At 60.9% G+C, this 23,697-nt stretch carries 22 protein-coding genes; 5 read left to right on the top strand and 17 right to left on the bottom strand.

Annotated features, from left to right (window positions below):
* Positions 1-75: 75 nt before the first annotated feature.
* From KZX66_RS23830 to cyoA, 7 genes are all read right to left on the bottom strand, one after another.
* On the bottom strand, positions 76-1,170 hold the full coding sequence (locus tag KZX66_RS23830) for a pyridoxal phosphate-dependent aminotransferase (RefSeq protein ID WP_248083690.1): 1,095 nt from the start codon (positions 1,168-1,170) through the stop codon (positions 76-78).
* A 155-nt stretch (positions 1,171-1,325) separates the two neighbouring features.
* A complete protein-coding gene (gene queC, locus KZX66_RS23825) occupies positions 1,326-2,024 on the bottom strand; it encodes a 7-cyano-7-deazaguanine synthase QueC (protein ID WP_248083689.1) in 699 nt (232 codons plus the stop codon).
* Positions 2,025-2,128: 104 nt separating this feature from the next.
* Positions 2,129-3,016, bottom strand: coding sequence for a heme o synthase (cyoE, locus tag KZX66_RS23820; RefSeq protein ID WP_248083688.1), 888 nt, complete (start codon positions 3,014-3,016; stop codon positions 2,129-2,131).
* Between the two features lie 11 nt (positions 3,017-3,027).
* Entirely contained in the window at positions 3,028-3,363 is a 336-nt protein-coding gene (cyoD, locus tag KZX66_RS23815) for a cytochrome o ubiquinol oxidase subunit IV (RefSeq protein WP_003176003.1), read from the bottom strand.
* Entirely contained in the window at positions 3,363-3,989 is a 627-nt protein-coding gene (locus KZX66_RS23810; protein WP_003176004.1) for a cytochrome o ubiquinol oxidase subunit III, read from the bottom strand. The genes cyoD and KZX66_RS23810 overlap by 1 nt, the downstream gene beginning before the upstream one ends.
* Before the next feature lie 3 nt (positions 3,990-3,992).
* Positions 3,993-6,011: a cytochrome o ubiquinol oxidase subunit I gene (cyoB, locus tag KZX66_RS23805; protein ID WP_003176005.1), complete on the bottom strand. Its 2,019-nt coding sequence runs from the start codon at positions 6,009-6,011 to the stop codon at positions 3,993-3,995.
* A 3-nt stretch (positions 6,012-6,014) separates the two neighbouring features.
* The gene (gene cyoA / locus KZX66_RS23800; RefSeq protein WP_248083687.1) at positions 6,015-6,956 is read right to left on the bottom strand and encodes a ubiquinol oxidase subunit II; all 942 of its coding nucleotides are present in this window, start codon (positions 6,954-6,956) and stop codon (positions 6,015-6,017) included.
* A 335-nt stretch (positions 6,957-7,291) separates the two neighbouring features.
* Between cyoA and KZX66_RS23795 the strand changes: the two genes are divergently transcribed.
* Positions 7,292-7,516, top strand: coding sequence for a hypothetical protein (locus KZX66_RS23795; RefSeq protein ID WP_248083686.1), 225 nt, complete (start codon positions 7,292-7,294; stop codon positions 7,514-7,516).
* A 231-nt stretch (positions 7,517-7,747) separates the two neighbouring features.
* On the opposite strand, the gene KZX66_RS23790 is transcribed toward KZX66_RS23795, so the two are convergent.
* Positions 7,748-8,254 carry a disulfide bond formation protein B gene (locus tag KZX66_RS23790; RefSeq protein WP_248083685.1) on the bottom strand — a complete coding sequence of 169 codons (507 nt, stop codon included), beginning with the start codon at positions 8,252-8,254 and terminating at the stop codon, positions 7,748-7,750.
* Positions 8,255-8,412: 158 nt separating this feature from the next.
* On the bottom strand, positions 8,413-9,594 hold the full coding sequence (gene hmpA / locus KZX66_RS23785; RefSeq protein ID WP_248083684.1) for an NO-inducible flavohemoprotein: 1,182 nt from the start codon (positions 9,592-9,594) through the stop codon (positions 8,413-8,415).
* A gap of 147 nt (positions 9,595-9,741) precedes the next feature.
* Between hmpA and norR the strand changes: the two genes are divergently transcribed.
* Positions 9,742-11,292: a nitric oxide reductase transcriptional regulator NorR gene (norR, locus tag KZX66_RS23780; protein WP_248083683.1), complete on the top strand. Its 1,551-nt coding sequence runs from the start codon at positions 9,742-9,744 to the stop codon at positions 11,290-11,292.
* A 28-nt stretch (positions 11,293-11,320) separates the two neighbouring features.
* Here norR and KZX66_RS23775 read toward each other — a convergent pair whose 3' ends face one another.
* Positions 11,321-12,232, bottom strand: coding sequence for a DMT family transporter (locus KZX66_RS23775; protein ID WP_248083682.1), 912 nt, complete (start codon positions 12,230-12,232; stop codon positions 11,321-11,323).
* A gap of 138 nt (positions 12,233-12,370) precedes the next feature.
* Here KZX66_RS23775 and KZX66_RS23770 point away from each other — a divergent pair, with 138 nt between their 5' ends.
* Positions 12,371-13,243 carry an AraC family transcriptional regulator gene (locus KZX66_RS23770; RefSeq protein WP_248083681.1) on the top strand — a complete coding sequence of 291 codons (873 nt, stop codon included), beginning with the start codon at positions 12,371-12,373 and terminating at the stop codon, positions 13,241-13,243.
* Here KZX66_RS23770 and KZX66_RS23765 read toward each other — a convergent pair.
* From KZX66_RS23765 to KZX66_RS23755, 3 genes are all read right to left on the bottom strand, one after another.
* Positions 13,240-15,741: a LuxR C-terminal-related transcriptional regulator gene (locus tag KZX66_RS23765; protein WP_248083680.1), complete on the bottom strand. Its 2,502-nt coding sequence runs from the start codon at positions 15,739-15,741 to the stop codon at positions 13,240-13,242. The two genes, KZX66_RS23770 and KZX66_RS23765, sit on opposite strands and share 4 nt — an antisense overlap.
* Before the next feature lie 227 nt (positions 15,742-15,968).
* Entirely contained in the window at positions 15,969-17,327 is a 1,359-nt protein-coding gene (locus KZX66_RS23760) for a DUF1329 domain-containing protein (protein ID WP_248083679.1), read from the bottom strand.
* 26 nt (positions 17,328-17,353) lie between these two features.
* Positions 17,354-19,135 (bottom strand): DUF1302 domain-containing protein, encoded by a 1,782-nt coding sequence (locus KZX66_RS23755; protein WP_248083678.1) that lies wholly within the window; start codon positions 19,133-19,135, stop codon positions 17,354-17,356.
* A gap of 79 nt (positions 19,136-19,214) precedes the next feature.
* On the opposite strand from KZX66_RS23755, the gene KZX66_RS23750 reads away from it, so the two are divergent.
* Positions 19,215-19,490 carry a hypothetical protein gene (locus KZX66_RS23750; RefSeq protein WP_248083677.1) on the top strand — a complete coding sequence of 92 codons (276 nt, stop codon included), beginning with the start codon at positions 19,215-19,217 and terminating at the stop codon, positions 19,488-19,490.
* 128 nt (positions 19,491-19,618) lie between these two features.
* On the opposite strand, the gene KZX66_RS23745 is transcribed toward KZX66_RS23750, so the two are convergent.
* From KZX66_RS23745 to KZX66_RS23730, 4 genes are all read right to left on the bottom strand, one after another.
* The gene (locus KZX66_RS23745; protein WP_248083676.1) at positions 19,619-20,530 is read right to left on the bottom strand and encodes an SDR family oxidoreductase; all 912 of its coding nucleotides are present in this window, start codon (positions 20,528-20,530) and stop codon (positions 19,619-19,621) included.
* A gap of 119 nt (positions 20,531-20,649) precedes the next feature.
* Positions 20,650-21,552 carry an alpha/beta fold hydrolase gene (locus KZX66_RS23740; protein ID WP_248083675.1) on the bottom strand — a complete coding sequence of 301 codons (903 nt, stop codon included), beginning with the start codon at positions 21,550-21,552 and terminating at the stop codon, positions 20,650-20,652.
* On the bottom strand, positions 21,552-22,334 hold the full coding sequence (locus KZX66_RS23735) for a class II aldolase/adducin family protein (RefSeq protein ID WP_248083674.1): 783 nt from the start codon (positions 22,332-22,334) through the stop codon (positions 21,552-21,554). Before KZX66_RS23735 ends, KZX66_RS23740 begins: the two co-directional genes overlap by 1 nt.
* A gap of 295 nt (positions 22,335-22,629) precedes the next feature.
* On the bottom strand, positions 22,630-23,085 hold the full coding sequence (locus KZX66_RS23730) for a flavodoxin (RefSeq protein ID WP_248083673.1): 456 nt from the start codon (positions 23,083-23,085) through the stop codon (positions 22,630-22,632).
* A gap of 127 nt (positions 23,086-23,212) precedes the next feature.
* Between KZX66_RS23730 and KZX66_RS23725 the strand changes: the two genes are divergently transcribed.
* Positions 23,213-23,680 (top strand): PAS domain-containing protein, encoded by a 468-nt coding sequence (locus KZX66_RS23725; RefSeq protein ID WP_248083672.1) that lies wholly within the window; start codon positions 23,213-23,215, stop codon positions 23,678-23,680.
* The last annotated feature ends 17 nt before the right edge of the window (positions 23,681-23,697 follow it).

Genomic DNA, 23,697 nt, shown 5'->3' with positions numbered 1-23,697 from the left:
CCGGCTCCCGTTGCACTGCCTTGCAGTCCCATTCTGGGACCGCTTTGCGACGCGACGGGAGCAAGCTCCCTCGGCTCAGGCGCTGTGTTCGACCTGCGCCGCAAACACCTGGCGAAACCGCGCCATCTCCTGCTTGTTCCCCACCGTCACCCGCATCCACTGCGGCCAGTTATCCCACACCCGCCCAACCAGCACGCCCTGTGCGGCCAACCTCTGAACCACCTCTTTGGCCGGGCGCTGTACGTCGATCATGAAGCAGTTGCTGTGGGACGCCGTGCAGGTAAAACCGCGCCCTTTTAGCCAGGCCACGGTTTCGTCGCGCGCCTGCGCATTCAGCGCCTTGCGTTGCCCCAGCAGCTTGACGTCTTCCAGGCTGGCCAGGCCACCGAGCAAAGAAGAACCGGCCGGTACGTTGTCGCCGCCAAACACTGCCAACCGTTCCAGCAGCGCCGGCTGGCCGATCGCCAGGCCCAGGCGCGCGCCAGCCATGCCGTAGATTTTCGAGAAGGTGCGCAGTACCAACAAATCATCGTGGTCCTTGACCCAACTCACCACGCTGGGGGCGTCGGCGAAGTCGATGTAGGCCTCGTCCACCACCAGTACGCTGCCCTTGGGTTTGTTCTCCAGCGCCTGGCGGATCGCGTCGGTGGGCGTCAGCGTACCGGTGGGGTTATTGGGGTTGCACAGGTAGAGCATGCCCGCCTGCGGGTCGGTCGCGAGCATCGCCGGGATGTCATGGGCGTGCTCGGCGTTGAGGTTCACTTCCTTGACCGGTGCCTTGTTCGACTCGGCAGACTGACGCGGCACCTCGTAGGATGGCGTGGCCATTACCAGACCACGAGTCTGGCTGGTAAAGGCCAGCACCGCATAACGCAACGCGGCCATGGAGCCGGAAAACACCGCCACCTGCTCTTCGCCAATCCCTTGCTGCTGAGCAAACAACTCGGCCAGTGCGTACATGTGTGTGTAGGGGTAACGCCCGGCCGTGGCGATCGCGCGCTGCATCGCCTCACGGGCCGCGAGTGAAGGTCCGTAAGGGCTCTCGTTGTAGTTGAGCAGCACCTTGTCAGTCGATGCCTTGGGCGGCGCGGCGACCGCCCAATCGAGGTGCCCCAACACCGGCAGTGCGGCGCCGAGGGCGAGAAGGGATCGACGACTAACGCTGACCATGATGACTACTCCTTGTAGGCGGATGATGGATTCGCACAGCTCCTATAGAGGTGTATGACGAGATCAAGGTCAGATGATTTAACCGAGCGCCCATGAAAAAGCCCCGCACGACGGTCGACGGCGGGGCTTCTCCAGGCAGGTTTGGCGTGGGCGGCTTAGTCCAGCTGCAACTTGTGCTTGAGGCTCTGCATGACCTCGGTCTTGTTCTGCAGGTACTCATTCAAACCGCGTGCGCGCAAGTTGCACGCGTCGCACTGGCCGCACCCACTGCCGATGATGCCGTTGTAGCAGGTCAGCGTGTGGTCGCGCACCCGTTGCAGTTGCTGGTGGTAATCGGCCAGCGCCCAGGTTTCGGCCTTGTTCAGCCACATCAACGGGGTTTCCAGGCGCACGTCATATTCCATGCCCAGCTTGAGCGCCTGGTTCAATGCCTTGACGAACTCATCGCGGCAATCGGGATAGCCGGAGAAGTCGGTTTCGCAGACGCCGGTGATCACCGTCTCAGCCTTGACCTGGTAGGCATAAATCGCCGCGAGGGTTAAAAACAGGATATTGCGCCCAGGCACAAAAGTGCTGGGCAAGCTCTCGCCCGAGCTGTTCACGGTAGGGACCGGGATGTTGTCACGGGTCAGGCTGCTGATGGCCAGCTCGCTGAGCAAAGACACGTCCATCACTTTGTGAACGGTGGCCCCCAGTTGCCTGGCAAGCTGCTGGGCAACTTCGATTTCCGCCACATGGCGCTGGCCGTAGTCGAAGGTGATGCAGTGGACTTCGTCATACAACGCCAGCGCCTGGATCAGGCAGGTCGTTGAATCCTGCCCGCCACTGAACACAATAACGGCTTTCTTACTCATCACGTTGCTGCCTGCACTTGTAGGATTTGCTCATAGTTTAAAGGCCACTCAATAAAAAACCCCGCGCTTCTTGCGAAGGCGGGGCTTTTTTACTACTCGAACATTCAGTGCGCGGAGGTCAGCAACAGCTCTTTCGGTACCTGGAAATCCAGGGACATCATCACGCTGAGCGCGGTGATGGTGAAGATCGAGAACACGAACAGCTTGCGCGCCCAGACGGTGTCATCCACCGCCTTGTAACCGGTCCAGGCCATGTACAACCAGTACATGCCCATGGCGGCAGCGACGGCGAGGTAGCTCATGCCGGCGTAGCCACTGAAGGTCAACATCAAGGTCGCCACGAGGAAAGCCAGGATGTAGAGCAGGATGTGTTTCTTGGCGACCTGGATGCCACGCTTGACCGGCAGAACCGGAATCGAGGCAGCCAGGTAGTCGTTGAAACGGAAAATCGCGATGGCGTAGGAATGCGGCATCTGCCACAGGCTGAACATCACCAGCAGCGTCAGCGCGGCCATGTCGAAGCTATTGGTCACAGCCACATAACCAATCACCGGCGGCATCGCCCCCGACAGACTGCCCACCAGCGTGCCGTGAACCGACTTGCGCTTGAGGTACAGGCTGTAGAGGCCGACGTAGATGACAAAACCGATCACGGCAAACAGCGCCGCCAACGGGTTAGCCACCGTGTACAACAGTGCCACACCGGCAACACCCAAAACGGTCGCGTAGATCAGTGCCAACTTCAGGGAGATAAGGCCCTGCACCAGCACGCGATTCTTGGTGCGCTCCATCTTGATGTCGATGTCACGGTCTATGCAGTTGTTGAACACGCAACCGGAAGCAACCACCAGGGACGTACCGATCATCGCAGCCAGGAAGATGGCCAGATCGACATGTCCCTTGGAGGCCAGGAAGAAACCGCCCGCCACAGAAAGCACGTTACCGAAAATGATCCCCGGTTTGGTGATTTGGATAAAGTGCTTAAGCGACATCGGGTCTTACCTCACTTCGCCATCATGTAGGTGTGGATGCTGAACATGATCCACAGCGACAGACCAACCAGCAGAACGATCACCAGGCCTGCGAACACGAACGCAATCACGTTCTCGCGCTGAGCCTCGGAGCGGTCCAAGTGCAGGAAGTACACCAGGTGAACCAGCACCTGGATCACTGCGAACGCCAGGACGATCATCAGGGTGATCGACTTCGGCAAGGTTGGGTACATCACCAGGCCGAACGGGATCAGGGTCAGGATGACCGACAGGATGAAGCCGATAGCGTAAGACTTTACGCTGCCGTGGCTTGCATCGTGGCTGTCATGGGAGTGTGCATTAGCCATTACAGAGTCCCCATCAAGTAAACGACGGTGAATACGCAGATCCAGACCACGTCCAGGAAGTGCCAGAACAGGCTCAGGCAGCTCAGGCGGGTCTTGTTGGTGTTGGTCAGGCCGTGCTTATTGACCTGATACATCATCACCGCCATCCACAGCAGGCCGGCACTTACATGCAGACCGTGGGTGCCTACCAGCGTGAAGAACGCCGACAGGAAGCCTGAACGGTGCGGGCCGTAGCCTTCGGAGATCAGCAGGTGGAACTCGTTGATCTCCATGCCGATGAAGCCCAGGCCGAAGAGGAAGGTCAGGCCCAGCCAGCTCAGCACGCCTTTTTTGTTGCCCTTGTAGAAGGCCAACATGGCGAAGCCGTAGGTGATCGAACTGAACAACAGCAGGGCGGTTTCGCCGAGCACGTAAGGCAGTTCGAAGATGTCGTGGCCCGACGGGCCACCCGCTACGTTGTTTACCAGTACCGCGTACACCGCGAAGATCGACGCAAACAAGATGCAGTCGGTCATCAGGTAGAGCCAGAAACCGAAGACGGTCATTGGCCCCGAGTCGTGGTGATGGTCATCGTGCCCATGGTCATCGACATGGGCGTGTCCAGCATTGGTCACTAAGTTCGACATGGTTTAAGCCTGTTCCAACGAGGTTTCTACACGGTTGGCCGGGATTTTCTTCTCGGCGACCAGGCGAGCGTGCTGCTCGGCTTCGATGCGCTCGATCGTTTCGACCGGCACCATGTAGCCTTGATCATCACGTGCTGCGTGGACAATGAAGTAGCCGATGGTGCCCACCAGGCTCACGATTGCCAGCCACCAGATGTGCCAGATCATCGCGAAACCGAACACGGTCAACAGCGCACCCATCACCACACCAGTGGCGGTGTTGCTTGGCATGTGGATCGGTTCGTAGTGCTTAGGTTGCTGGTACGCAGTACCGTCTTCCTTGGCTTCGGTGAACGCATCGATGGTGTTCGCAGTCGGGATCACGGCGAAGTTGTAGAACGGCGGTGGCGACGAAGTCGACCATTCCAGGGTGTGGCCATTCCATGGGTCGCCGGATTCGCACATGTTCTGCTTGCGATCACGCACGCTGACATACAGTTGGATCAACTGGCAGGCGATACCCACCGCGATCATCACCGCGCCGAACATGGCGACGTACAGGTACGGCACCCACTCAGGGTTGGTGGTGGCGTTCAGACGACGAGTCATGCCCATGAAGCCCAGTGCATAGAGCGGCATGAACGCGACGAAGAAGCCCGAGATCCAGAACCAGAATGCAGCCTTGCCCCAACCTTCGTGCAGCTTGAAGCCGAACGCTTTCGGGAAGTAGAAGCTGAAGCCGGCGATGTAACCGAATACCGCGCCACCGATGATCACGTTGTGGAAGTGAGCGATCACGAACAGGCTGTTGTGCAGTACGAAGTCAGCACCCGGGATGGCCAGCAGTACGCCGGTCATGCCGCCGATGGCGAAGGTCACCATAAAGCCCAGGGTCCACAGAACCTGGCTGGTCATGCGCAGACGACCGTGATAGATGGTGAACAGCCAGTTGAATAGCTTCACCCCCGTCGGGATGGAAATCAGCATCGTCGCCAGGCCGAAGAAGGCGTTGACGCTGGCCCCCGAGCCCATGGTGAAGAAGTGGTGCAGCCACACCATGAAGCCCAGCACGGAGATCGCGCCCGAGGCGTAGACCATCGAGTGGTGACCGAACAGGCGCTTGCCGGTAAAGGTCGAGATCACTTCGGAGAAGATACCGAACGCCGGCAGGATCAGGATGTACACCTCAGGGTGACCCCATGCCCAGAACAGGTTCACGTACATCATTGGATTGCCACCAAGTTCATTGGTGAAAATGTGGAAATCCAGGTAACGGTCAAGCGACAGCAGCGCCATGGTAGCGGCCAGGATCGGGAACGAAGCCACGATCAGGACGTTGGCCCAGGTGCAGGTCCAGGTGAAGATCGGCATGTCCATCAGTTTCATGCCAGGGGCGCGCATTTTCAGCACGGTGGCCAGGAAGTTGACCCCCGTCAGCGTCGTCCCGAGCCCTGATAACTGTAGCGCCCAGATGTAGTAGTCCACACCCACGCCAGGACTGTACTGAATGCCCGACAGTGGCGGATACGCAACCCAACCGGTCTTGGCGAATTCGCCGACGCCCAGGGACACGTTGATCAGCACCACACCGGACACCAGCAGCCAGAAGCTCAGGGAGTTCAGGAACGGGTAGGCAACGTCACGCGCACCGATCTGCAGCGGCACTGCAAGGTTCATCAGGCCGGTGAAGAAAGGCATCGCCATGAAGATGATCATGATCACACCGTGAGCGGTGAAGATCTGGTCATAGTGTTCAGGCGGCAGGTAGCCAGGCGAACCCTCGGTGGCCATGGCCAACTGGGTACGCATCATGATGGCGTCGGCAAAACCACGCAGCAGCATGACCATGGCAACGATGATGTACATCACGCCGATTTTCTTGTGGTCGACCGAAGTCAGCCACTCGGTCCACAGGTAGGTCCACTTCTTGAAGTAAGTGATACCTGCAAACAGTGCCAGACCACCCAGCGCGATCATGGCGATGGTAATCATCACAATCGGCTCGTGGAAAGGGACCGCATCCCAACTTAATTTACCAAACATCGTTTACTCCTCTGCCCCAGCAGTTGAATGCGCGCCCGTGTCAGAACCTTCAACCGCGGCCACTTCTTTCTTCTCGTGCTTGACCGGTTTGCCTGGTTTCATGCCTTCGTACTTGTCGACGATTTTCTGAAACAGGTTCGGCTCGTACGCGGAGTACAGGGCGACTGGGTTGTTCTGGCTTGGTTTGGTCAGGGCGTCGTATTCAGCTTGATCAAGCTGTTTAGGTGCGGCCTTGACTTCGGCTACCCAGGCGTTGAAGTCTTCCTGGCTCGTCGAGATCGCTTTGAATTTCATGCCGGTGAAGCCAGCGCCGCTGTAGTTGGCGGAGATGCCTTCCATTTCAGCTTTCTGGTTGGCGATCAGGTGCAGCTTGGTCTGCATGCCTGCCATCGCGTAGATCTGGCCGCCCAGAGCAGGGATGAAGAACGAGTTCATCACGGCGTCGGAGGTGATCTTGAAGTTAAGCGGGGTGTGTTCCGGGAACCGGATCTGATTCACCGTGGCAATACCCAGGTCCGGATAGATGAACAGCCACTTCCAGTCCAGCGCGACCACTTCGATGTTGATCGGCTTGACGTCGGATTCCAGCGGACGGTACGGGTCCAGTGCGTGGGTGGACTTGTAGGTCACATAACCCAGGGCAATGATGATGAGGATCGGGACCAGCCACACCGCGATTTCGATCTTGGTGGAGTGCGACCACTTCGGCGCGTAGGTGGCGCTGGTGTTCGACGCGCGGTATTTCCAGGCGAAGGCGAAGGTCATGATGATCACAGGCACCACGACCAGCAGCATCAGCAGGGTGGCGGTGATGATCAGGTTTCGTTCATCCAGACCGACCTGTCCTTTTGGGTCGAGCAAGGTCCACTTGCAGCCTCCCAGCATTAACATCATGCCAAGCAGCGGCAAAAAGCCTAGTAATCGGGGGTACCTGTTTTTACTCATCTCACGACCTCTAAAGCAGCTTGCGCAATGCAGTTGGGTTTTGATCGCCAACACTTCACCCTGCCAAGGGTTGGCATTTCTCTTCGATTGAATAAGAGCCTGCCCGACACGCCATACGGAGCGTTTCACGGACCTGCGGTGAGTTCTTATTCGATTTCGTGGTTAAAGGCCTTGTTACAGACCAATTCCATTTGGTGCGGATAGTTGAAAGGCTGCCGGAACCTTGGGGTCGCACAGAGCCGTCCATCTGCCCCTCGACCGCTCCAGTGCTAAAAGATTGAACAGCACAGGACATTCAGTGCGGGCGATTGTAGTTAGCTAGCGATGTATAAACCATGTCTGATAAAGAAATAATTTTTATCGAAAGCAGCAATAATCCTTCACCAAATTTGCAAAAGTTCGCGATCTTATCGCGTTCGATTCTCAACAAAAACCACAAAAATTGCCGTGTTATAGGGCAAAGCGCCACAGACCTTACCCGCTGTAAGGGACCGAAAAACCTATCCAACACCCCAGAAAACAAGGCATTGGGACATCACGCAAAGGCACGTACGGCGTGAGGTTCGAGGCATCGTCGCAGCCTTGAATTGACAGCACGTTTTTGACGCTTTTTGCAAATTTGCGCGGCGCTTCAGCCGCTCAGAAACGTCTTGCGGCGCCCGCCGTGTGACAACGTGTCGCATGCTGCGCGCACCCGAAATTGTCCGGCGTCACGTTCCGTTCACAAAACCCAATATGCGCAAACGCCCCGGCCTTCTTTTCAGGAGGACCGGGGCGTTTCAGTAGATCGCTCAGGCCTTGCGTTGACGATTGCGATAGATACCCAGGGGTACCAGGATCACCGTCAGCACGAAGGCCACCAGCGCCCATTGCGCCAGAGACAGACCCAACACCGGCGGATACGGCGTACTGCAGAAGCCATCGACCTGAAAGCCCAGGGGAAAGACCTTCGCCAGGGGCAGGTCATCGACGATCGGCTGCAGCACGTCGATGCCGCAACTGACCTGGGGGAAAAACTGGGTGTACACATGGTGGCCGGCCGCGGCCACGCCGCCGAGGGCACTGAGCACGACCAACCCTTCGAAAAAGGTCAGGGCGCCCTTGCTGCGCATCGCCGCGCCGATGAACGCAAACACCGCAATCAACAGCAGCGCATAGCGTTGCAGGATGCACAGCGGGCACGGCGCCTCACCCAGTACCACCTGCATGTACAACGCGCCACCGATCAGCGCCAGGCAGATGATGCCCAGCAACACCAGAAAGCGCCGCTCCCTGCCTAAACGCAATTCGTCACTCATCCCCGTATTCCTTTGTTTGTGCCAATGGCCGCAAGTTTACACACAGGCAGTGGTTAAAACAGAAGGGGGTTAACAGGGGATTAATCGGCAACGATGAAGAACAGAAAGAGGGAAGGGCTTGCCCCCTCCCCCCATTCAACAGCGTGAAGTTTCAGGTTCTATTCCAGAGCAGCAGCCGGGCCGAAGAACTCGTAGCGGCTTTGTTGCTCGGGTACGCCCAACGCCTTGAGGTGACGCTTGACCACCGCCATGAAGCCTTTTGGCCCCAGGAAATACGCATCCAGGTCGCGCTCCTGCGGCAACCATGCCGCCAATTGCTCCTGGCTCAGCAGCCCGACTTTATCGGCCGCCGCGCTCACCCCATCGTCCTCGGCATAGCAGTAGAAGCGCTTGAGTTGCGGGTGCCTGGCCGCCAGCGCATCCACCCACTCGCGGAACGCATGTACCCCGCCATTACGCGCGCAGTGGATAAAGTGCACCGGCCGGCCGGTGCCCAAGGCCGCTTCGAGCATTGGCAGGGTGGGCGTGATACCCACCCCGCCGCTGATCAGCACCAGCGGCTTGGCACTGGCCACCAGGGTGAATTCCCCCGCCGGCGGAAACAGGTCGATGGTTGCACCGACAGGCAGTTGATCATGCAAGTAGTTCGACACCCGCCCCCCGGCTTCGCGCTTGACGCTGATGCGGTACAGGCCGGCATCACTCAAGGCCGACAGGGAATAGTTGCGCCGCACTTCTTCGCCATCGAGCACCAGCTTCATGCCGATGTATTGTCCTGGAGCGGCGGCCAGGATCGAACCGTTGTCCACCGGGGCAAAATAGAACGAACTGATCTCCTCGCTCTCCTCCACCCGCTTGACCAGCCGGAACGGCCGCGCACCGCGCCAGCCGCCGGGGGCCTGGGCCTTCTCGTCGTAGATGGCTGCCTCGGCGCCGATCAGAATGTCCGCCAACTGGCCGTAGGCGGCGCCCCAGGCACTCATCACCTCCGGCGTAGCAATTTCGCTGCCCAGTACTTCGGAGATCGCCCGCAGCAGGCAGGCGCCCACGATCGGGTAATGTTCCGGCAGGATCTGCAACGCCACATGCTTGTTGATGATCTTGGCCACCAGATCGCCCAACTGGTCGAGTTGATCGATGTGTCGCGCGTACATCAACACACCGTTGGCCAGGGCGCGGGGCTGATCGCCGCTGGCCTGGTGCGCCTGGTTGAACAGCGGGCGAACCTCGGGGTATTCGGCGAGCATCATGCGGTAGAAATGGGTGATCAGCGCTTCACCGCCGCTTTCCAGCAGGGGCACGGTGGATTTGACGATGGCACGGTCTTGGGCACTAAGCATGAGAGCCTCCTGGGCTTCTTTACTGATTACCCTTAGCTACTCAGTATTCATGCCAACTTAGAAATTCTTATATTTCAATAAGTTAAATATATTGTAGTCAGTATGACTTCCTACACTTTATAGTCATAAGGACTACAAGGAGTCATTATGACTGCGCAATCGCTGCTCACCACCCTGCTGCCTCTGGTCGCCGACCTGTCCCGTGACCTGCCCGAGGGCGAGCGGTACCGCCGCCTGCTGCACGCCATGCGTGCCCTGCTGCCATGCGACGCCGCCGCCCTATTGCGCCTGGACGGAGACTGGCTGGTGCCGCTGGCCGTCGATGGTTTGAGCGCCGACACCCTGGGCCGACGTTTCAAGGTCAGTGAACACCCACGCTTCGCGGTGCTGCTTAGCAGCCCCGGCCCGACGCGCTTCGACAGCGACAGCGAACTGCCCGACCCCTACGACGGCCTGGTCGATGGCCTGAACGGCCACCTTGAGGTGCACGATTGCATGGGCTGCCCGCTGTTCGTCGAGGACCAGCCCTGGGGCCTGCTGACCCTTGACGCGCTGGACACCGAGCGTTTCGAGCGGGTTGAACTCGATGCCCTGCAAGCCTTCGCCAGCCTCGCCGCCGCTACCGTCAACGTGGCCCAACGCATCGAGCGCCTGGCGTTACGCGCCGAAGACGAACACCAGCGCGCCGAGATCTACCGCCAGGCCAGCGGCCAGCAGCACCGGGAAATGATCGGTCAGAGTAAAACCCACAAGCGCCTCGTTGAAGAAATCAAACTGGTGGGCGGCAGCGACCTCACCGTGCTGATCACCGGCGAAACCGGGGTGGGTAAAGAGCTGGTGGCCCAGGCGATCCACGCGGCGTCAGCTCGGGCGGACAAACCGCTGATCAGCCTCAACTGCGCCGCCCTGCCGGAAACGCTGGTAGAAAGCGAGCTGTTCGGCCATGTGCGCGGCGCCTTTACCGGCGCGCTGAACGAGCGCCGAGGCAAGTTCGAACTGGCCAATGGCGGCACGTTGTTCCTGGATGAAGTGGGCGAGCTCTCCCTGACCGTGCAAGCCAAGCTATTGCGCGTGCTGCAAAGCGGTCAGTTGCAGCGCCTGGGCTCGGACAAGGAACACCAGGTGGACGTCCGTCTGATCGCCGCCACCAACCGCGACCTCGCCGATGAAGTGCGCAATGGCCGCTACCGCGCCGACTTCTACCACCGCCTGAGCGTGTACCCATTGCAAGTGCCGGCGCTGCGCGAGCGCGGGCGGGACGTGTTGCTGCTGGCGGGCTTCTTCCTCGAGCAAAACCGCTCACGCATGGGCCTGGGCAGCCTGCGTCTGAGCAGCGATGCCCAGGCAGCGTTGCTGGCTTATAACTGGCCGGGCAATGTGCGCGAGCTTGAGCATTTGATCGGGCGCAGCGCGCTCAAGGCGTTGGGCAACTGTCGTGAGCGCCCGAAGATTCTCAGCCTGAGTGCCCATGACCTGGACCTGCCGGCTGTCAGCACACCGACGATTGAAGAGCCGACTCAAACAGCGCCGATCACCGGCGACCTGCGCCAGGCCACCGAGCATTATCAGCGCCAGGTGATCAGCGCCTGCCTGGAACGCCACCGGAACAACTGGGCCGGCGCCGCCCGCGAACTGGGCCTGGACCGCGCCAACCTAGGGCGGATGGCCAAGCGCTTGGGGATAAAATCGCGGGGGTAAATGTGGGAGGCCGCACGCCCCTTCCCCACTAGACCTGCTTTGCCTGAAGCATCGGACTCGCCGGCCTGGCCACCTTAGGCTTACGAAACACCAACACATTGCCCAACATCACCAGCACCAACCCCGCCAACGCCGGCGCGGTCCATTGGTAGCCCTCGGCAAACGCCGACACGTTCAGCGCCACCACCGGGAACAACACCGTGCAATAGGCCGCCCGTTCCGGCCCCATGCGGCCAACCAGGGTCAAATACGCGGTAAAGCCAATCACTGACCCCGGGATCACCAGGTACCACAGGGCGCCGATATACCGCGCACTCCAGTCCATGTCGAAGGGGATCCCCCGCACCGCGCAATAGGTCGCCAGCATGGCCGCGCCATACGCCATGCCCCAGGCATTGGTGGTCAGCGGCTTGAGCCCGGCCTTCTGTTGCAGGCTCGAGAGCATATTGCCCGCCGAGAAACACATCGTCCCCAGCAACGCCAGGCCCAGGCCGAGCAGGGTCTGCGGGCTGGCGGTGTGCCCCACCAGCTCCGGCCAGAACAACAAGCCCAGGCCCGCCAGACCCAACGCGCCGCCCATCAACACGTTGCGTGCCACCCGCTGACCAAAAAACACCCGAGCATTCAGCGCGTTCCACAGCGTGGCCGTGGAAAACACCACCGCCACCAGGCCGCTGGGGATCCATTGGCTGGCAGTCAAAAAGCACATGAAGTTGACGCAGAACAGGCACAACCCTTGCGCCAGGCAGATCAGGTGTCCGCGCCGGTTCATCACTTGCAGCCTGCGACTGAGCAACAGCACTACAAACAGCACCAACGCCGCCAGGCCGAAGCGATAGACGATGGACACAGGAATCGCCACCACGCCCAACTGCCATTTGAGGGCGATCCAGGTGGTGCCCCAGATCAGGACGGTGAGCAAATACAGGAAAAGATTCATCGCGGGCTCCATCGGTTGAGCCACAGTGTCGCCCTCGAACCGCGCGAGGCTCTTGCACATTCTTGCGCTTTTGTCGGGCGACGGGATCACAGCGCCAACCGTGCAGAGTAGGATGCAAGGCGTCAACGAGTACTGACCATGCCAGACCTGGAATCCCTGCACGTTTTTCAAGCCCTTAACCGCTCGCCCCACGCACGCCTTGAAGCCTGCGCCGAGCTCGGTGACGGCTTGTCCGCGGCCTTGTGGAACAACCATCACGATGCCCAGGACTACCAGGCCCCCGGCCATCACACCTTGTCCTGCTACATCGGCGGCGGCACCGGCACGTTTCGGCGAGACCAGCCCGGCACCAAGGGTGGCCCCGACAAGTTATGCATCCTGCCGGCCGAGCATCAGTCAGCGTGGGTGATCAACGGTGAGATCCGCCTGGCTCATGTGTATTTCAGCCCGGAGCAATTCGCCCTCGGCTGCGTCACCCTGCTCGACCGCGAACCGCGCACCCTGGCGCTGCGCGAAAGTACTTTCCTTGAAGACGCCGGCCAGGCCCGACGTTTTCGCCAATTAATCGCCCTCAACTGGGATGAGCCCGCCGAACGCTTGCTGACCAGCAGCCTGGCCCATGAACTGCTCAGCCACACGTTGCTCAGCCAGGTCGGCGCCCGCGAAGGCCTGCGCTTGAAAGGAGGGTTGGCGGCGTACCAGCGCCGGTTACTGGTGGACTACATCGACCAGCACCTGGAAGAGCCGATCAGCCTTGGGCAACTGGCCGCAATGTGCGCGCTGTCGGAATACCACTTCGCGCGGATGTTCCGCCAAAGCTTCGGCCTGCCGCCCCATCAGTACTTGCTGGCGCGCCGCCTGACCCGCGCGCAGCAGCTGTTGCGCAGCAGCGCGCTGCCTCTGGGCGAAATCGCGTTGCGCTGCGGCTTCTCCAGCGCCAGCCACTTCACCCACCGTTTCCGCCAGGCCATGGACGCGACGCCCGGCGACTACCGACAGGCCTTCCTCTAAACCATCAGGCCCAGGGTCTTGGCCTTGGCCACCGCTTGCGTGCGCCGCTCCACACCGAGCTTGCTGTGGATGCGCCGCGCGTGGGTCTTGACCGTGTGCAATGAAATAAACAGCCGGTCGGCGATTTCCAGGTTGGAGCTGCCCAGCGCGATCAACTGCAGCACTTCCAGTTCGCGCTGGCTCAAGGGGTTGTCCACGACGCCGGATGGGCTCGCCTGGGGCTCCATCCCCAGCTCACTCAACAGCCCTGGCGAACGTAAACGCAGCTCGCGAATCGCTTGCTGCACCTGACAACGCTCGGCCAGTTCCAGCCCGTGTTGCAGCGAGCGGCGCGCCAAGGCGGGGTCGCCTACTTGCCAGGCGACTTCGCCGAGCACCAAGTGCAGTTCGGTTTCCAGGCAGAGCATGCCACGCCTTTGGGTGGCCTCCAGCAAAACACTGAGCTGCTCCAGCGGCTGATCGGCACACCCCAGTTTCACCTCCGCCAGCACCAGCAGGTATTCCAGGCGCGGGATCAGCTCCAGCGTGGCCGGCGGTGCCTGCTTGGCCTGGGGCCCACGGAAGTGGCGCAGCACACGGCGCACCGCTTCGACGGTCAACTCGGCGCGGCCTTGCTGCAACCAGAAATGCCCGCTGACCAACAACAGCACCGCGCGGTACACCGTGTCCGGCACCTGGCGTTGCTGCATCAGCCGCTCGGCCTCGCGCAGTTGGACAAACGCCTGGGCATAATCGCCGCGGTTGGCGGCCAGCAGCGCCAGGCCGAGATACCCATACAGCACGCGTTTGTCCTGGCTGTGCAGGCACATTTTCATACCCGACTCGAAACACTCGGCGGCCAAACCGTCCTGCCCCTGACGCAGCGCCAGATGGCCGCGCCGGAGGGCGATGCGCCCCACCAGCGGCCCCGCATCAAGGCGCTGTTCCAGCAACATCGACTGCACCCCTTCCAGCAGGCTTTGGGCCCGGTAAGGCGCGCCGCGCTGCTCCAGTAATTGGGCGTGATCCAACTCCAGCAAGGCCTCCAGCAGCAACGAACCATGGGCGCGGGCCAGGCACAACGCTTCGCGGCTCAGGCGTTGGGCCACGTCCAACTCACCGCGCAGCAACGCTTGCTGGGTCAGCCCGGACAGGCACATCAGACGCGAGGTCCAGGCGCTGTCCGGCAAGGCGTGCAGTGCTTCAAAAAAATGCACGCGCGAGCGTTCGGCATCGCCACTCAAGTGCAGCAACCAGCCCCACTGCGCCTGCCAACGCGCCAGCAAGTGACGCTGCTGCGCCGCCGTGGGTTGCGGGGCAAACCGCGCCAGTTGGTCGATGCACACCGCCGCCTGCTCGAAGCGCCCGGCAAACAATAACGCCGCCGTCACCAGCCCCACCAGTTGCGCCGAGCCGAGCATCAACTCATCGCCGTGTTGTTCATGCAGGCGCAACAGCAGCGCCGCGTTTTGCTGGCGGAACAGGTCTTCAAAACTGAAGTGCTGCAACAGGCTCACCGCCACTTCGTATTCTTCGGCCAACAGCGCCTGCTCGAACGCCGCCTGCCAGTCCTGCTCGGCGCAAAACCACTGGCAGGCGCGCCGGTGCCACGAGCGCTTGGACGGCCAGGGTGTGTCACGCATCAACTGCGCCAGGGGCGGAAAAACCTGCAACCAGTCGGTGTGTTCCCACGGTTGGATAAACGCACCGAGGGCCTGCAGGTCCCGCAGGTACTGGTCACCGTCACCGGCGCCGAACAGATGCTCGCACAGACCTACATTGAAACGCGGCAGGTGGGCCAGCACGCGCCAGGCGTCGGCCAACTCCGGCGCCAATGTGCTGAACAGTTCGTGTTGCAGGTAATCGAGCAGGGTTTTGTCGGGGTGGCCGTCGCCGAGCAAAGCAATGCGCACACCGGCGCACCAGCCGGCGCTGAACTGCAGCACGCTGTCGAGCGACGGTCCCGGCGCATGGCTGAGCAGTTGCTGGACTTCGGCCGGACTGAACGCCAGTTCGGCGCCGCATTCGAACAACTCATCGTCGAGCAGCAGGCGTGGCCAGTTGCACAGCGGGCGACGCCGCGCCCCCAGCCACCAGGTCAGCGCGGGGCTGCTGACGGTGAGCAGGCGATCGAGCAAGGCGTCGGTGTCGGCGGCGGGCTGGCGGCAAAAGTCATCGAGAAACAGCCACGCCGGGCTTTGCCAGCGGCTGAGTTCCAGCAACAGCGCGGCTTCATCGGTGAACGGCAAACCCAGGTTTTGCGCCAGACGCTCGCACAGGTCGACGGGACTGAGCGCTGCGCCATTGAGCGCCAGCCAGTACACCTGGCAACCCATCGGCGCCTGCAGCGCGCACTCGGCGAGCAGCGCACTCTTGCCACTGCCGCCGGGCGCGCACAGCAACTTGACGCGCACCGGGGCCGCCAGCAGAGGCTCGGCCAGGCGTGGGCGCAGCAGGTGATGGGCGGACAGCCGAGGCATGAATCCAGGACGGTCCAGGCAGCGTGTCATGGCAGTCATTGCTGCATCCTGCGTTCTTATTGTTATGCAACCTGATGCGTACCCTAGTCCTGTGGCCGGCGGTTGTTGAAGAAGTATTCAGCGGGGTGATTGAAGGCCATGCATAAAACCGAATGTAGAAACGGGCCTGACTCGCGAATGCGCAGTATCAGTCATTGAACGCTTCGACTGATCCAGCGCATGCGCGAGCAAGCCCGCTCTTACCTGTGCAGCCTATTACCTATGGATCAGCGCACGCCCTCAGCCCGCAAGGCCGCCGGCGTGTAGTCCGCCGCCTTGGCTGCAAAACCGAACACGAAGCTGCTCTTCTCCTCGTTCTTCATCCCCAGCGCGATATAGCGCCCGGCAATCAGGTCGTACAGGGTTTCGACGGTGTAGGCCGGCACCTGGTGGTCGTAGTAGAACTGCGCATGGCCTTCGGCGACACGCCACAGCTGGCCACGGCCGTCGTAGTGATCCACCAGCGCGACTTGCCAGCTGTCTTCGTCGATGTACATGTGGCGCTTGGCGTAGATGTGCCGCTCGCTCGGCTTGACCGTGCCGACCACTTCCCACACGCGGTGCAGTTCGTAACGGGTCAGGTCCTGGTTGATGTGGCCAGCCTTGATGATGTCGTCGTACTTGAGGCTCGGCGAATCGAGCTTGTAGCTGTTGTAGGGGATATACATCTCTTTTTTGCCCACCAGCTTCCAGTCGTAGCGGTCGGGGGCGCCGGAGAACATGTCGAAGTTGTCGGTGGTACGCAGGCCGTCGGACGCAGTGCCCGGTCCGTCATAGGACACCTGCGGCGCACGGCGCACACGGCGCTGGCCGGCGTTGTAGATCCAGGCCAGGCGCGGTTCTTTGACCTGGTCGAGGGTTTCATGCACCAGCAGCACGTTACCGGCCAGGCGAGCCGGGGCGGTGACCGATTGCTTGAAGTAACTCAGCACGTTGGCCGCCTTCGCCGGGTCGATATCCGGGATGGCCTGGGGCACTGCCACCTCTTCTTCGAAGCGGATCGGCGTGTAGCTGCCGTTGGTCTGCGGGGTGGCCTGGGTGATGATGCGGCGCAGGTTGCCACCGTGGTAACGGGTGATGTGGTTCCACAGCACCTCCACGCCATTTTTTGGAATCGGGAACGCGTAATAGCGGTTACCGGTGAAGTTTTCCAGGCCGTTGCCGTCATTGATCGCCTTGACGTTCAGTGCGCTGCGCTTGATCGACTCGTAGATGTCCGCCGGCAGGTTGACCGTGCGGTGGCTCGGGTACACCGGGATCTTGTAGGTCTCGGGGTAGCGTTTGAACATCGCCACCTGGCCGTCGGAGAGCTTGTCCTTGTACTTGTCGACGGTGGCCGCGGTGATCACGAACAGCGGTTTTTCATTGGCGAACGGGTCGGCCAGGAAGCCTTTGCTGTCCACCGCGCCGGCGTTTTTCGGGATGCCGCCGGTCCAGGCCGGAATCGAGCCATCCGCGTTGCCGGCTTTTTCGGCGCCGACCGGCGTGAGGGTGGTGCCAAGTTTGGCCGCTTCTTCCGGCGACACCGCCGCCATCACATGGGCGGCCAGCAAACTCAGGGCCAACACTGCAATTGTCTTACGCATAGGTTCTTGTCCTTCTTTAAGCCAAATCAGAAGTTCACGCCGAAGCTGAGGGCGAGGAAGTCGCGGTCGGTCAGGGTGTTGTAGTCGCCGCCAAAAAAGTCGGTGTAGCTGAGGCTGGCGGTGTAGGTGCTGCGGTAGTCCGCGTCCACGCCGACGCTGATGGCCTTGGCACCCTTGTTGAAGATCCCGTTGGGGCCATAGCCGGCCACGTCATGGGACCAGGACAGGTTGGGCTTGAGGTTCACCCCGGCAATCGCGTTGTTGTAGTCAAGAATCGCCCGCGCGCGGTAGCCCCACGAGGTGGAGGTGACGAAACCGTCGGTGTCGCCCTGGAAACCGTAGGCGCCGTACACCGAGTCGCGGCCGTAACGCAGCTTGGATTTGTCTTCCAGGCCGGCCACGTGCACCACCGCCGCTTCACCCACCAGCGTCAGGCGTTCGGCGCCCAATACCTGGTCGAAGAATTGGGTCATGGTGCTTTGGATCTGGGTGATTTCCTTGCGGCGGTAGCCTTTGTTGTCGCTGCCGAAATTGCTGCGGATGGGCGACGCGGTTTGGTTGGCGATCGGGTTGACCAGCGCCAGGGTCAGGTCGGTGGTATTGAGCTGCACAGGCGCATTGGGCCGGTAGCTGATTTCCCCGGTCCACGCCGTGCCGGTGGGCAAGGTCGTGGAGAAACTCGCGCCGAACAGGCGGATGTCTTCCGGGTAGTCGAGGTAGTACTGCCCGCGACCGAGCATGGTGCTTTGGGCCAGGGCGCCCCCGAAACCCGTCGGCGCGGCGGCGCCAATCGCGCCGATGGTCGCCAGGTTGGTGTTGGCGGTAATCGTGCCCACGGTCGGGGTACGGCTGTGGTAATTCATGAAGTACAGGCCGTACTCAGTGTCATCACCCAACCAGCGCAGCGCCGCGCCGAACTGGCCCGAATCCCGTGCATCACGGTCACCGGCCCGCTGCACCACCACCCCTTCGCGGGTCACCACGAAGCCTTGGCCGCGTGCGGCCGCAATCGGTTGCAGCGGCGCAATCGCCGGACTGCCCACCGTGTAATTACCGGTACAACCATCCGCCGCCACATCACCGCCAAAGAAGGTGCCGCAGTTGTCCAGCACGGTCTGGTCCCATTCCAACTGGTAGAACCCTTCCACCGTCAGTTGGTTGGTCAGGCTTTGTGAAGCGAACAGCATGTTCACCGGGATCAGGCCTTCCTTGATCTCGGCACCCGGCCGGCGGAACGCCGACACGTCAATCGGGTTGATGCTGTTGATGGAGTTGCCGATGAAGGTACTTTCGCCCCAACTGACCACCTGCTTACCGGCGCGCACGGTGCCCGGCAGGTCGCCCAGGGAGTAGTTGTGGTAGACAAACGCATCGAGGATCTGCGCGCCGCTGGACTTGGCGCCTTCCTTGCGGTTGTGGTCGCTGATCTGCTTGAACTCGCGGTCTTCGTCCTTGAGTTCGAAGTCGTACCAATACTTGCCACGCACGAACACACCGGTGTCGCCGTACTTGAGTTCAAGGTCGTGCAGGCCCTTGAAGATCTTGGAGAAGGTCTCGCCCTTCTTGAAGTTCAGGCGTCCGTCATCCCCCGTGGAAGCCTGGCCCGTGCCGCCGTTGACGGTGCCGACCAGACTTTTGTCGGCATCGCGCAGGCCCCAACTGGAGCCCACCGACAACGACGAATCGAATTGCCCTTCGATCTCGCCAATGTTGAACGAAACAGCCTGTGCCTGGGCACAGCAACCCAAGGCAACCGCAGCGGCCAGCGCCTGTGGCGTGAAGATGGCGCGCATTGTTGTTTTTGTCATGCGTCTTCCCCGGTGAGTGACAGAAGGCCCCACCCTACTGCCGCGCACCGGGAGCGATAAGCGCACCAAGGAGGGATTCGTGCTGTCGCTCAAAAGGATTACCGGCCGCTCTGGCCGGGGTGTGGGCGCCGGCATGCATGGGCTGGATAGCGGCTTATCAGGAGAATGGATGACGCCGGTGGTGACTGTTGCCGTATCGGTAACAGTCCTTGTCTTGAACGGCTATTACTCATCTTGTTACAAGCGGCTATTCTTGCCGGGCTTTCAGGGCAAATCGCCCGCTTCCACAACCGGAAGACAAGCGAGACTCAAACGGATTGATGATTTTTTTCAATCTGTTACCGGTGTTCACTGACGTTGATTTGTCGCTCCTTGATCCAACGTCTGACTTCGGCCGCTGCGTTTGCAGCGGCCTTTTTTATGCCGAAAATAAAACGGGGCGCTCTTAGCGCCCCATTGGATTCAACGGTGTTCAGGCAACGATCACAGGCTGTATTTCTGCAAATTGGCCATCATCTCTTTCAAGGCCTCAATGTTGTCCTTGGGGTGAGCCGCGCCGTCGAAGTCGCAAATCTGTTGCCAATGCGCGGCCACATCGTCAGGCGAGAAACCGGCCTCGGGGTCAAAGCCCACGCCCAGGCTGCGTTCCCAGCGGTTCTTGCCGATCCAGCCACCGCCCACTTCAAACAGCCCCGAGGTTTCCTGGCACGCTTCACTGCCCAGGTACACCACCAGCGGACTGACCAGCTCCGGCTTGAGGCGCTCGAACACTTGCGGCGGGATCAGACCTTCGGTCATGCGCGTACCGCCGGTGGGGGCAATGGCGTTGACCAGGATGTTGTTCTTGCGCCCTTCCAGCGCCAGGGTGCGAGTCAAGCCGTACAGGCCGAGCTTGGCCATGCCGTAGTTGGACTGGCCGAAGTTGCCGTAGATACCCGACGTGGAGGCCGTGAAAATCACCCGCCCGTAACCCTGCTCGCGTAAATGCGGCCAGGCGGCACGGGTGACTTTGTACGCGCCTTCGACGTGCACCCGGTAAACCAGGTCCCAGTCACTGTCGTCCATTTTGTGGAAGGTCTTGTCGCGCAGAATGCCGGCGTTGTTGACCACCACGTCGATGCGGCCAAACGCGTCGAGTGCGTGCTGCACAACTTTGTCACCGTCGGTGACAGAGTCATGGTTGGCCTCGGCGATACCGCCCGCGTCGCGAATCTCGCCTACCACACGGTCGGCCGCCGACGCATTGGCGCCTTCGCCCTGGGTAGATCCGCCGAGATCGTTGACCAATACCTTGGCCCCGTGCCTGGCGAACAACAGCGCATGGGCACGGCCCAATCCGCCGCCGGCACCGGTGACGATCACGACCTTATCCTTAAACTGCACTGACTCACTCATACCGAACTCCAAGGGCGACGATGGGAATGGGGTCGAGTGTCCGGTACCCAGCCGTTGGTCACAATAAAGTCGGCCAAGGCTGAATGGTGCTCGATAAGGCTGGGGGATGATCCTCGCGCTCAGGAATAAGCCGCTCGCGGCGCAACGTGACGAAGGCGATCGCGAAACGCCTGGTAATGCTTGAGCACCTGCACCGGCGCCTCGATCTGCGGGTAGTGGCCGATATTGGCCAGCAGCACGCTGTCGGCATGGAGCACCAACTGGTGGTAGCGCTCCACCATGTGTACGCCGGAGATCGGGTCGACCTCACCGTTGATCAAGCGCAGCGGCACCTCACCCTGTTGCATCGCCGCCACCCAGCGGTCACGCAGGCGCCGACGCTGGGGCACATAGGCGATCAATTTGTGAAGGATGCGCGTGCCATCGTTGCAGTTGATCAGGCTCCAGAAGTCATCCAGGGCGCTTTCGCTGGGACGGGTGTCGGGGCCGAAGATCTGCGCAAAACTATCCGCCAGGGCACTGCGTCCAAAGGCGCGGCCAATCATCCAGCCCAGCGGGCTGAGCAGCAGTTTTTGCACCAGCGCCGGGCGATGGGTTTCGGGAAACAGCCCGCCGTTGAGAAACACGCAACTGGCCATCTGAAACCGCCCCTCATAGTGACGCGCCAACAGCTCCTGGGCGACGCTGTCACCGTAGTCATGGGCCAGCACATGCACCGGCTGGTCAAGGCGCAGGTGTTCGAGCAACGCTTGTTGCAAATCCGCTTGCTCCACCAGGCAATAACCGTGATCCAACGGCTTGGCCGAATCGCCGAACCCGAGCATGTCGCAGGCGATGACTTGGTGATGCTGGGCCAGCGGCTGCCACAGGTAGTGCCAGTCCCAACTGGCGGTGGGGAATCCGTGGATCAGCAGCAACGGCTCGCCCTGCCCCGCCACCCAATAGCGGATGGTGTGGCCGCGAAAGTCGAAACTCTGGCCACGCTTGCGCCAGGCTCGAAGCGGGATCTCGGAGAGTGGCATCAGGTTTTATACCCAAGGTCTTGAGCATCCAACTTACGTAGCAACGCCGGCCAGGCCAGCGCGCCCCCCATGCCTTGAGCACTTTTTGTCACCGCCGCGACCATGGCCTTGGCGCCCGACAGGATCTGCGGCCCGATGGGAATCAGTTCAGCACCGCCGTTTTGCGCCAACACCTGGATATCGCAGGCACGCTGGAAGATGAACATCATCAGGAAGGTATCGGCGATGGTGCCACCGCAGGTGAGCAGGCCATGGTTGTGCAGCATCAGGAAATTGTTGTCGCCCAGGTCGGCCTGCAGGCGCGCCTTCTCTTCGTGGTTCAGGGCCACACCTTCATAGGCGTGATAGGCCAGGCTCGACAGGACGAAAATCGATTGCTGACTGATCGGCAAGACGCCTTGCTTTTGCGCCGCCACCGCAACACCGGAGGCGGTATGGGTGTGCAGCACGCAGTTCACGTCGTGTCGCACTTCATGGATGGCGCTGTGGATGGTGTAGCCCGCGGGGTTGATCTCGTAAGGGCTGTCCATCAGCTTGTTGCCGGCCTGATCGACCTTGACCAGACTCGAGGCGGTGATCTCGTGGAACATCAACCCGTACGGGTTAATCAGGAAGTCATCGGTGCCCGGCACCTTGGCTGAGATATGGGTAAAAATCAGGTCGTCCCACCCATGCAGTGCCACCAGGCGGTAACAGGCCGCCAGGTCGACACGGGCTTGCCACTCGGCAACGCTGACCTGGTCTTTGACACTCTGTGGCGATACGACAGGGGCTAGGCTCACGGCAACGAACTCCTTGGCACAGTTCTTATTATTTTTTTCCGGTGAAGGGCCAGTCTAGTCAGGCGCCGTGGCTGAAGGAGTCGCCTTCGCAGCCAGCTTGATGACCGAACGGGTCAGCTGTGAGGATAGTTTAAGTCGCTTGAATCGGCGTCAGAGAAGTGCCGCCAATAAAGGCCTGCTGCGCCCGCAAACCGGGCGACTCGGTGAGCGGGACGAAAGGCAGCAGTGGGCCCGCGGCGCACGGCACTCGAGTACGTGCGCGGGGACGATCTGGCGTGGAGGCGAGAGTTTGCGCTCAACCGCGCAGCGCGTTAATCAAGTCCGCAAGCCATGGCTCGGCATCGGTTTCCGGGGTAACGCTTTCGCTGGCATCAAGGCGCAGCATCGGCAGCACCTCATGTACGCCCAGTTCGCCGAACAGCTCGCGCATCTGCTCGCCGCCACCGCAGAAGGTATCGCCGTAGCTGGCGTCGCCCAGGCCGATCACCGCACCCGGCAGGCCGCGAAACGCCGCGGGCAACTGGTCGCGCAGCGTCGAATACAGCGGTTGCAGGTTGTCGGGCAGTTCACCCATGCCAGTGGTGGAGGTCACGGCCAAAAAAGCCTCTGGAGCGAAGGCCTGCACGTCCGCCAGGGTGGCGCGCGGGTTATGCCAGGCGTCGAAACCGGCGGCTTTGAGTTCTTTTTCAGCGTGGCGAGCGACTTCTTCAGCCGTGCCGTACACCGAGCCGGAGAGGATGGCGACTTTCATCAATCTGATCCTGTAGTTGAGCCAAAGCCTGGGATATTAACAGCGGTGCAAATATTTCGGGGCGCGCCGTGCAAGATTCAGCAGTTGCAATAAACTGCCAATTTCAAATCAAGCCAAGGACCGCGCAATGATTAACGCCAAGCTGATGCAAATGGTCATCAACGCTTCCAACGACGGCATTGTGGTCGCCGAGCGCGAAGGTAGAGACAAGCCGCTGATTTACGTTAACCCAGCCTTCGAACGGCTGACCGGCTATACGCTGGATGACATCCTCTATCAGGATTGCCGTTTCCTGCAGTCGGGTGACCGTGATCAGCCGGCACTGATGGCGATTCGAGAGGCCTTGGACAGTGGGGGTTCGTGCCGCGAAATCCTGCGTAACTACCGCAAAGACGGCAGCCACTTTTGGAACGAACTGTCACTTTCAACGGTGTACAACGACGCCGACAAGCAGACGTATTTTGTCGGTGTACAAAAAGACGTGACGCTTCAGGTCAAGGCCCAGCAGCGTGTCGCCCAGCTGGAAAACGAGTTGGCGCAGGTCAAAAGCGAGCTGGCCGCGCTTAAGACGACGAGCGGATCTAACAAAATTTAGGATCCGTGGTCATTAAC

Source organism: Pseudomonas sp. EYE_354, from assembly GCF_023148575.1.
Lineage (GTDB): Bacteria > Pseudomonadota > Gammaproteobacteria > Pseudomonadales > Pseudomonadaceae > Aquipseudomonas.
The sequence above is the reverse complement of the archived record's forward strand: the minus strand, read 5'-3'. Positions and strand labels throughout refer to the sequence as shown.

Bases quoted from the DNA above. Each gene is read 5' to 3' on its own strand.
- KZX66_RS23830 (WP_248083690.1), bottom strand. From the start codon at position 1,170: ATGGTCAGCGTTAGTCGTCGATCCCTTCTCGCCCTCGGCGCCGCACTG.
- queC (WP_248083689.1), bottom strand. From the start codon at position 2,024: ATGAGTAAGAAAGCCGTTATTGTGTTCAGTGGCGGGCAGGATTCAACG.
- cyoE (WP_248083688.1), bottom strand. From the start codon at position 3,016: ATGTCGCTTAAGCACTTTATCCAAATCACCAAACCGGGGATCATTTTC.
- cyoD (WP_003176003.1), bottom strand. From the start codon at position 3,363: ATGGCTAATGCACACTCCCATGACAGCCACGATGCAAGCCACGGCAGC.
- KZX66_RS23810 (WP_003176004.1), bottom strand. From the start codon at position 3,989: ATGTCGAACTTAGTGACCAATGCTGGACACGCCCATGTCGATGACCAT.
- cyoB (WP_003176005.1), bottom strand. From the start codon at position 6,011: ATGTTTGGTAAATTAAGTTGGGATGCGGTCCCTTTCCACGAGCCGATT.
- cyoA (WP_248083687.1), bottom strand. From the start codon at position 6,956: ATGAGTAAAAACAGGTACCCCCGATTACTAGGCTTTTTGCCGCTGCTT.
- KZX66_RS23795 (WP_248083686.1), top strand. From the start codon at position 7,292: ATGTCTGATAAAGAAATAATTTTTATCGAAAGCAGCAATAATCCTTCA.
- KZX66_RS23790 (WP_248083685.1), bottom strand. From the start codon at position 8,254: ATGAGTGACGAATTGCGTTTAGGCAGGGAGCGGCGCTTTCTGGTGTTG.
- hmpA (WP_248083684.1), bottom strand. From the start codon at position 9,594: ATGCTTAGTGCCCAAGACCGTGCCATCGTCAAATCCACCGTGCCCCTG.
- norR (WP_248083683.1), top strand. From the start codon at position 9,742: ATGACTGCGCAATCGCTGCTCACCACCCTGCTGCCTCTGGTCGCCGAC.
- KZX66_RS23775 (WP_248083682.1), bottom strand. From the start codon at position 12,232: ATGAATCTTTTCCTGTATTTGCTCACCGTCCTGATCTGGGGCACCACC.
- KZX66_RS23770 (WP_248083681.1), top strand. From the start codon at position 12,371: ATGCCAGACCTGGAATCCCTGCACGTTTTTCAAGCCCTTAACCGCTCG.
- KZX66_RS23765 (WP_248083680.1), bottom strand. From the start codon at position 15,741: ATGACTGCCATGACACGCTGCCTGGACCGTCCTGGATTCATGCCTCGG.
- KZX66_RS23760 (WP_248083679.1), bottom strand. From the start codon at position 17,327: ATGCGTAAGACAATTGCAGTGTTGGCCCTGAGTTTGCTGGCCGCCCAT.
- KZX66_RS23755 (WP_248083678.1), bottom strand. From the start codon at position 19,135: ATGACAAAAACAACAATGCGCGCCATCTTCACGCCACAGGCGCTGGCC.
- KZX66_RS23745 (WP_248083676.1), bottom strand. From the start codon at position 20,530: ATGAGTGAGTCAGTGCAGTTTAAGGATAAGGTCGTGATCGTCACCGGT.
- KZX66_RS23740 (WP_248083675.1), bottom strand. From the start codon at position 21,552: ATGCCACTCTCCGAGATCCCGCTTCGAGCCTGGCGCAAGCGTGGCCAG.
- KZX66_RS23730 (WP_248083673.1), bottom strand. From the start codon at position 23,085: ATGAAAGTCGCCATCCTCTCCGGCTCGGTGTACGGCACGGCTGAAGAA.
- KZX66_RS23725 (WP_248083672.1), top strand. From the start codon at position 23,213: ATGATTAACGCCAAGCTGATGCAAATGGTCATCAACGCTTCCAACGAC.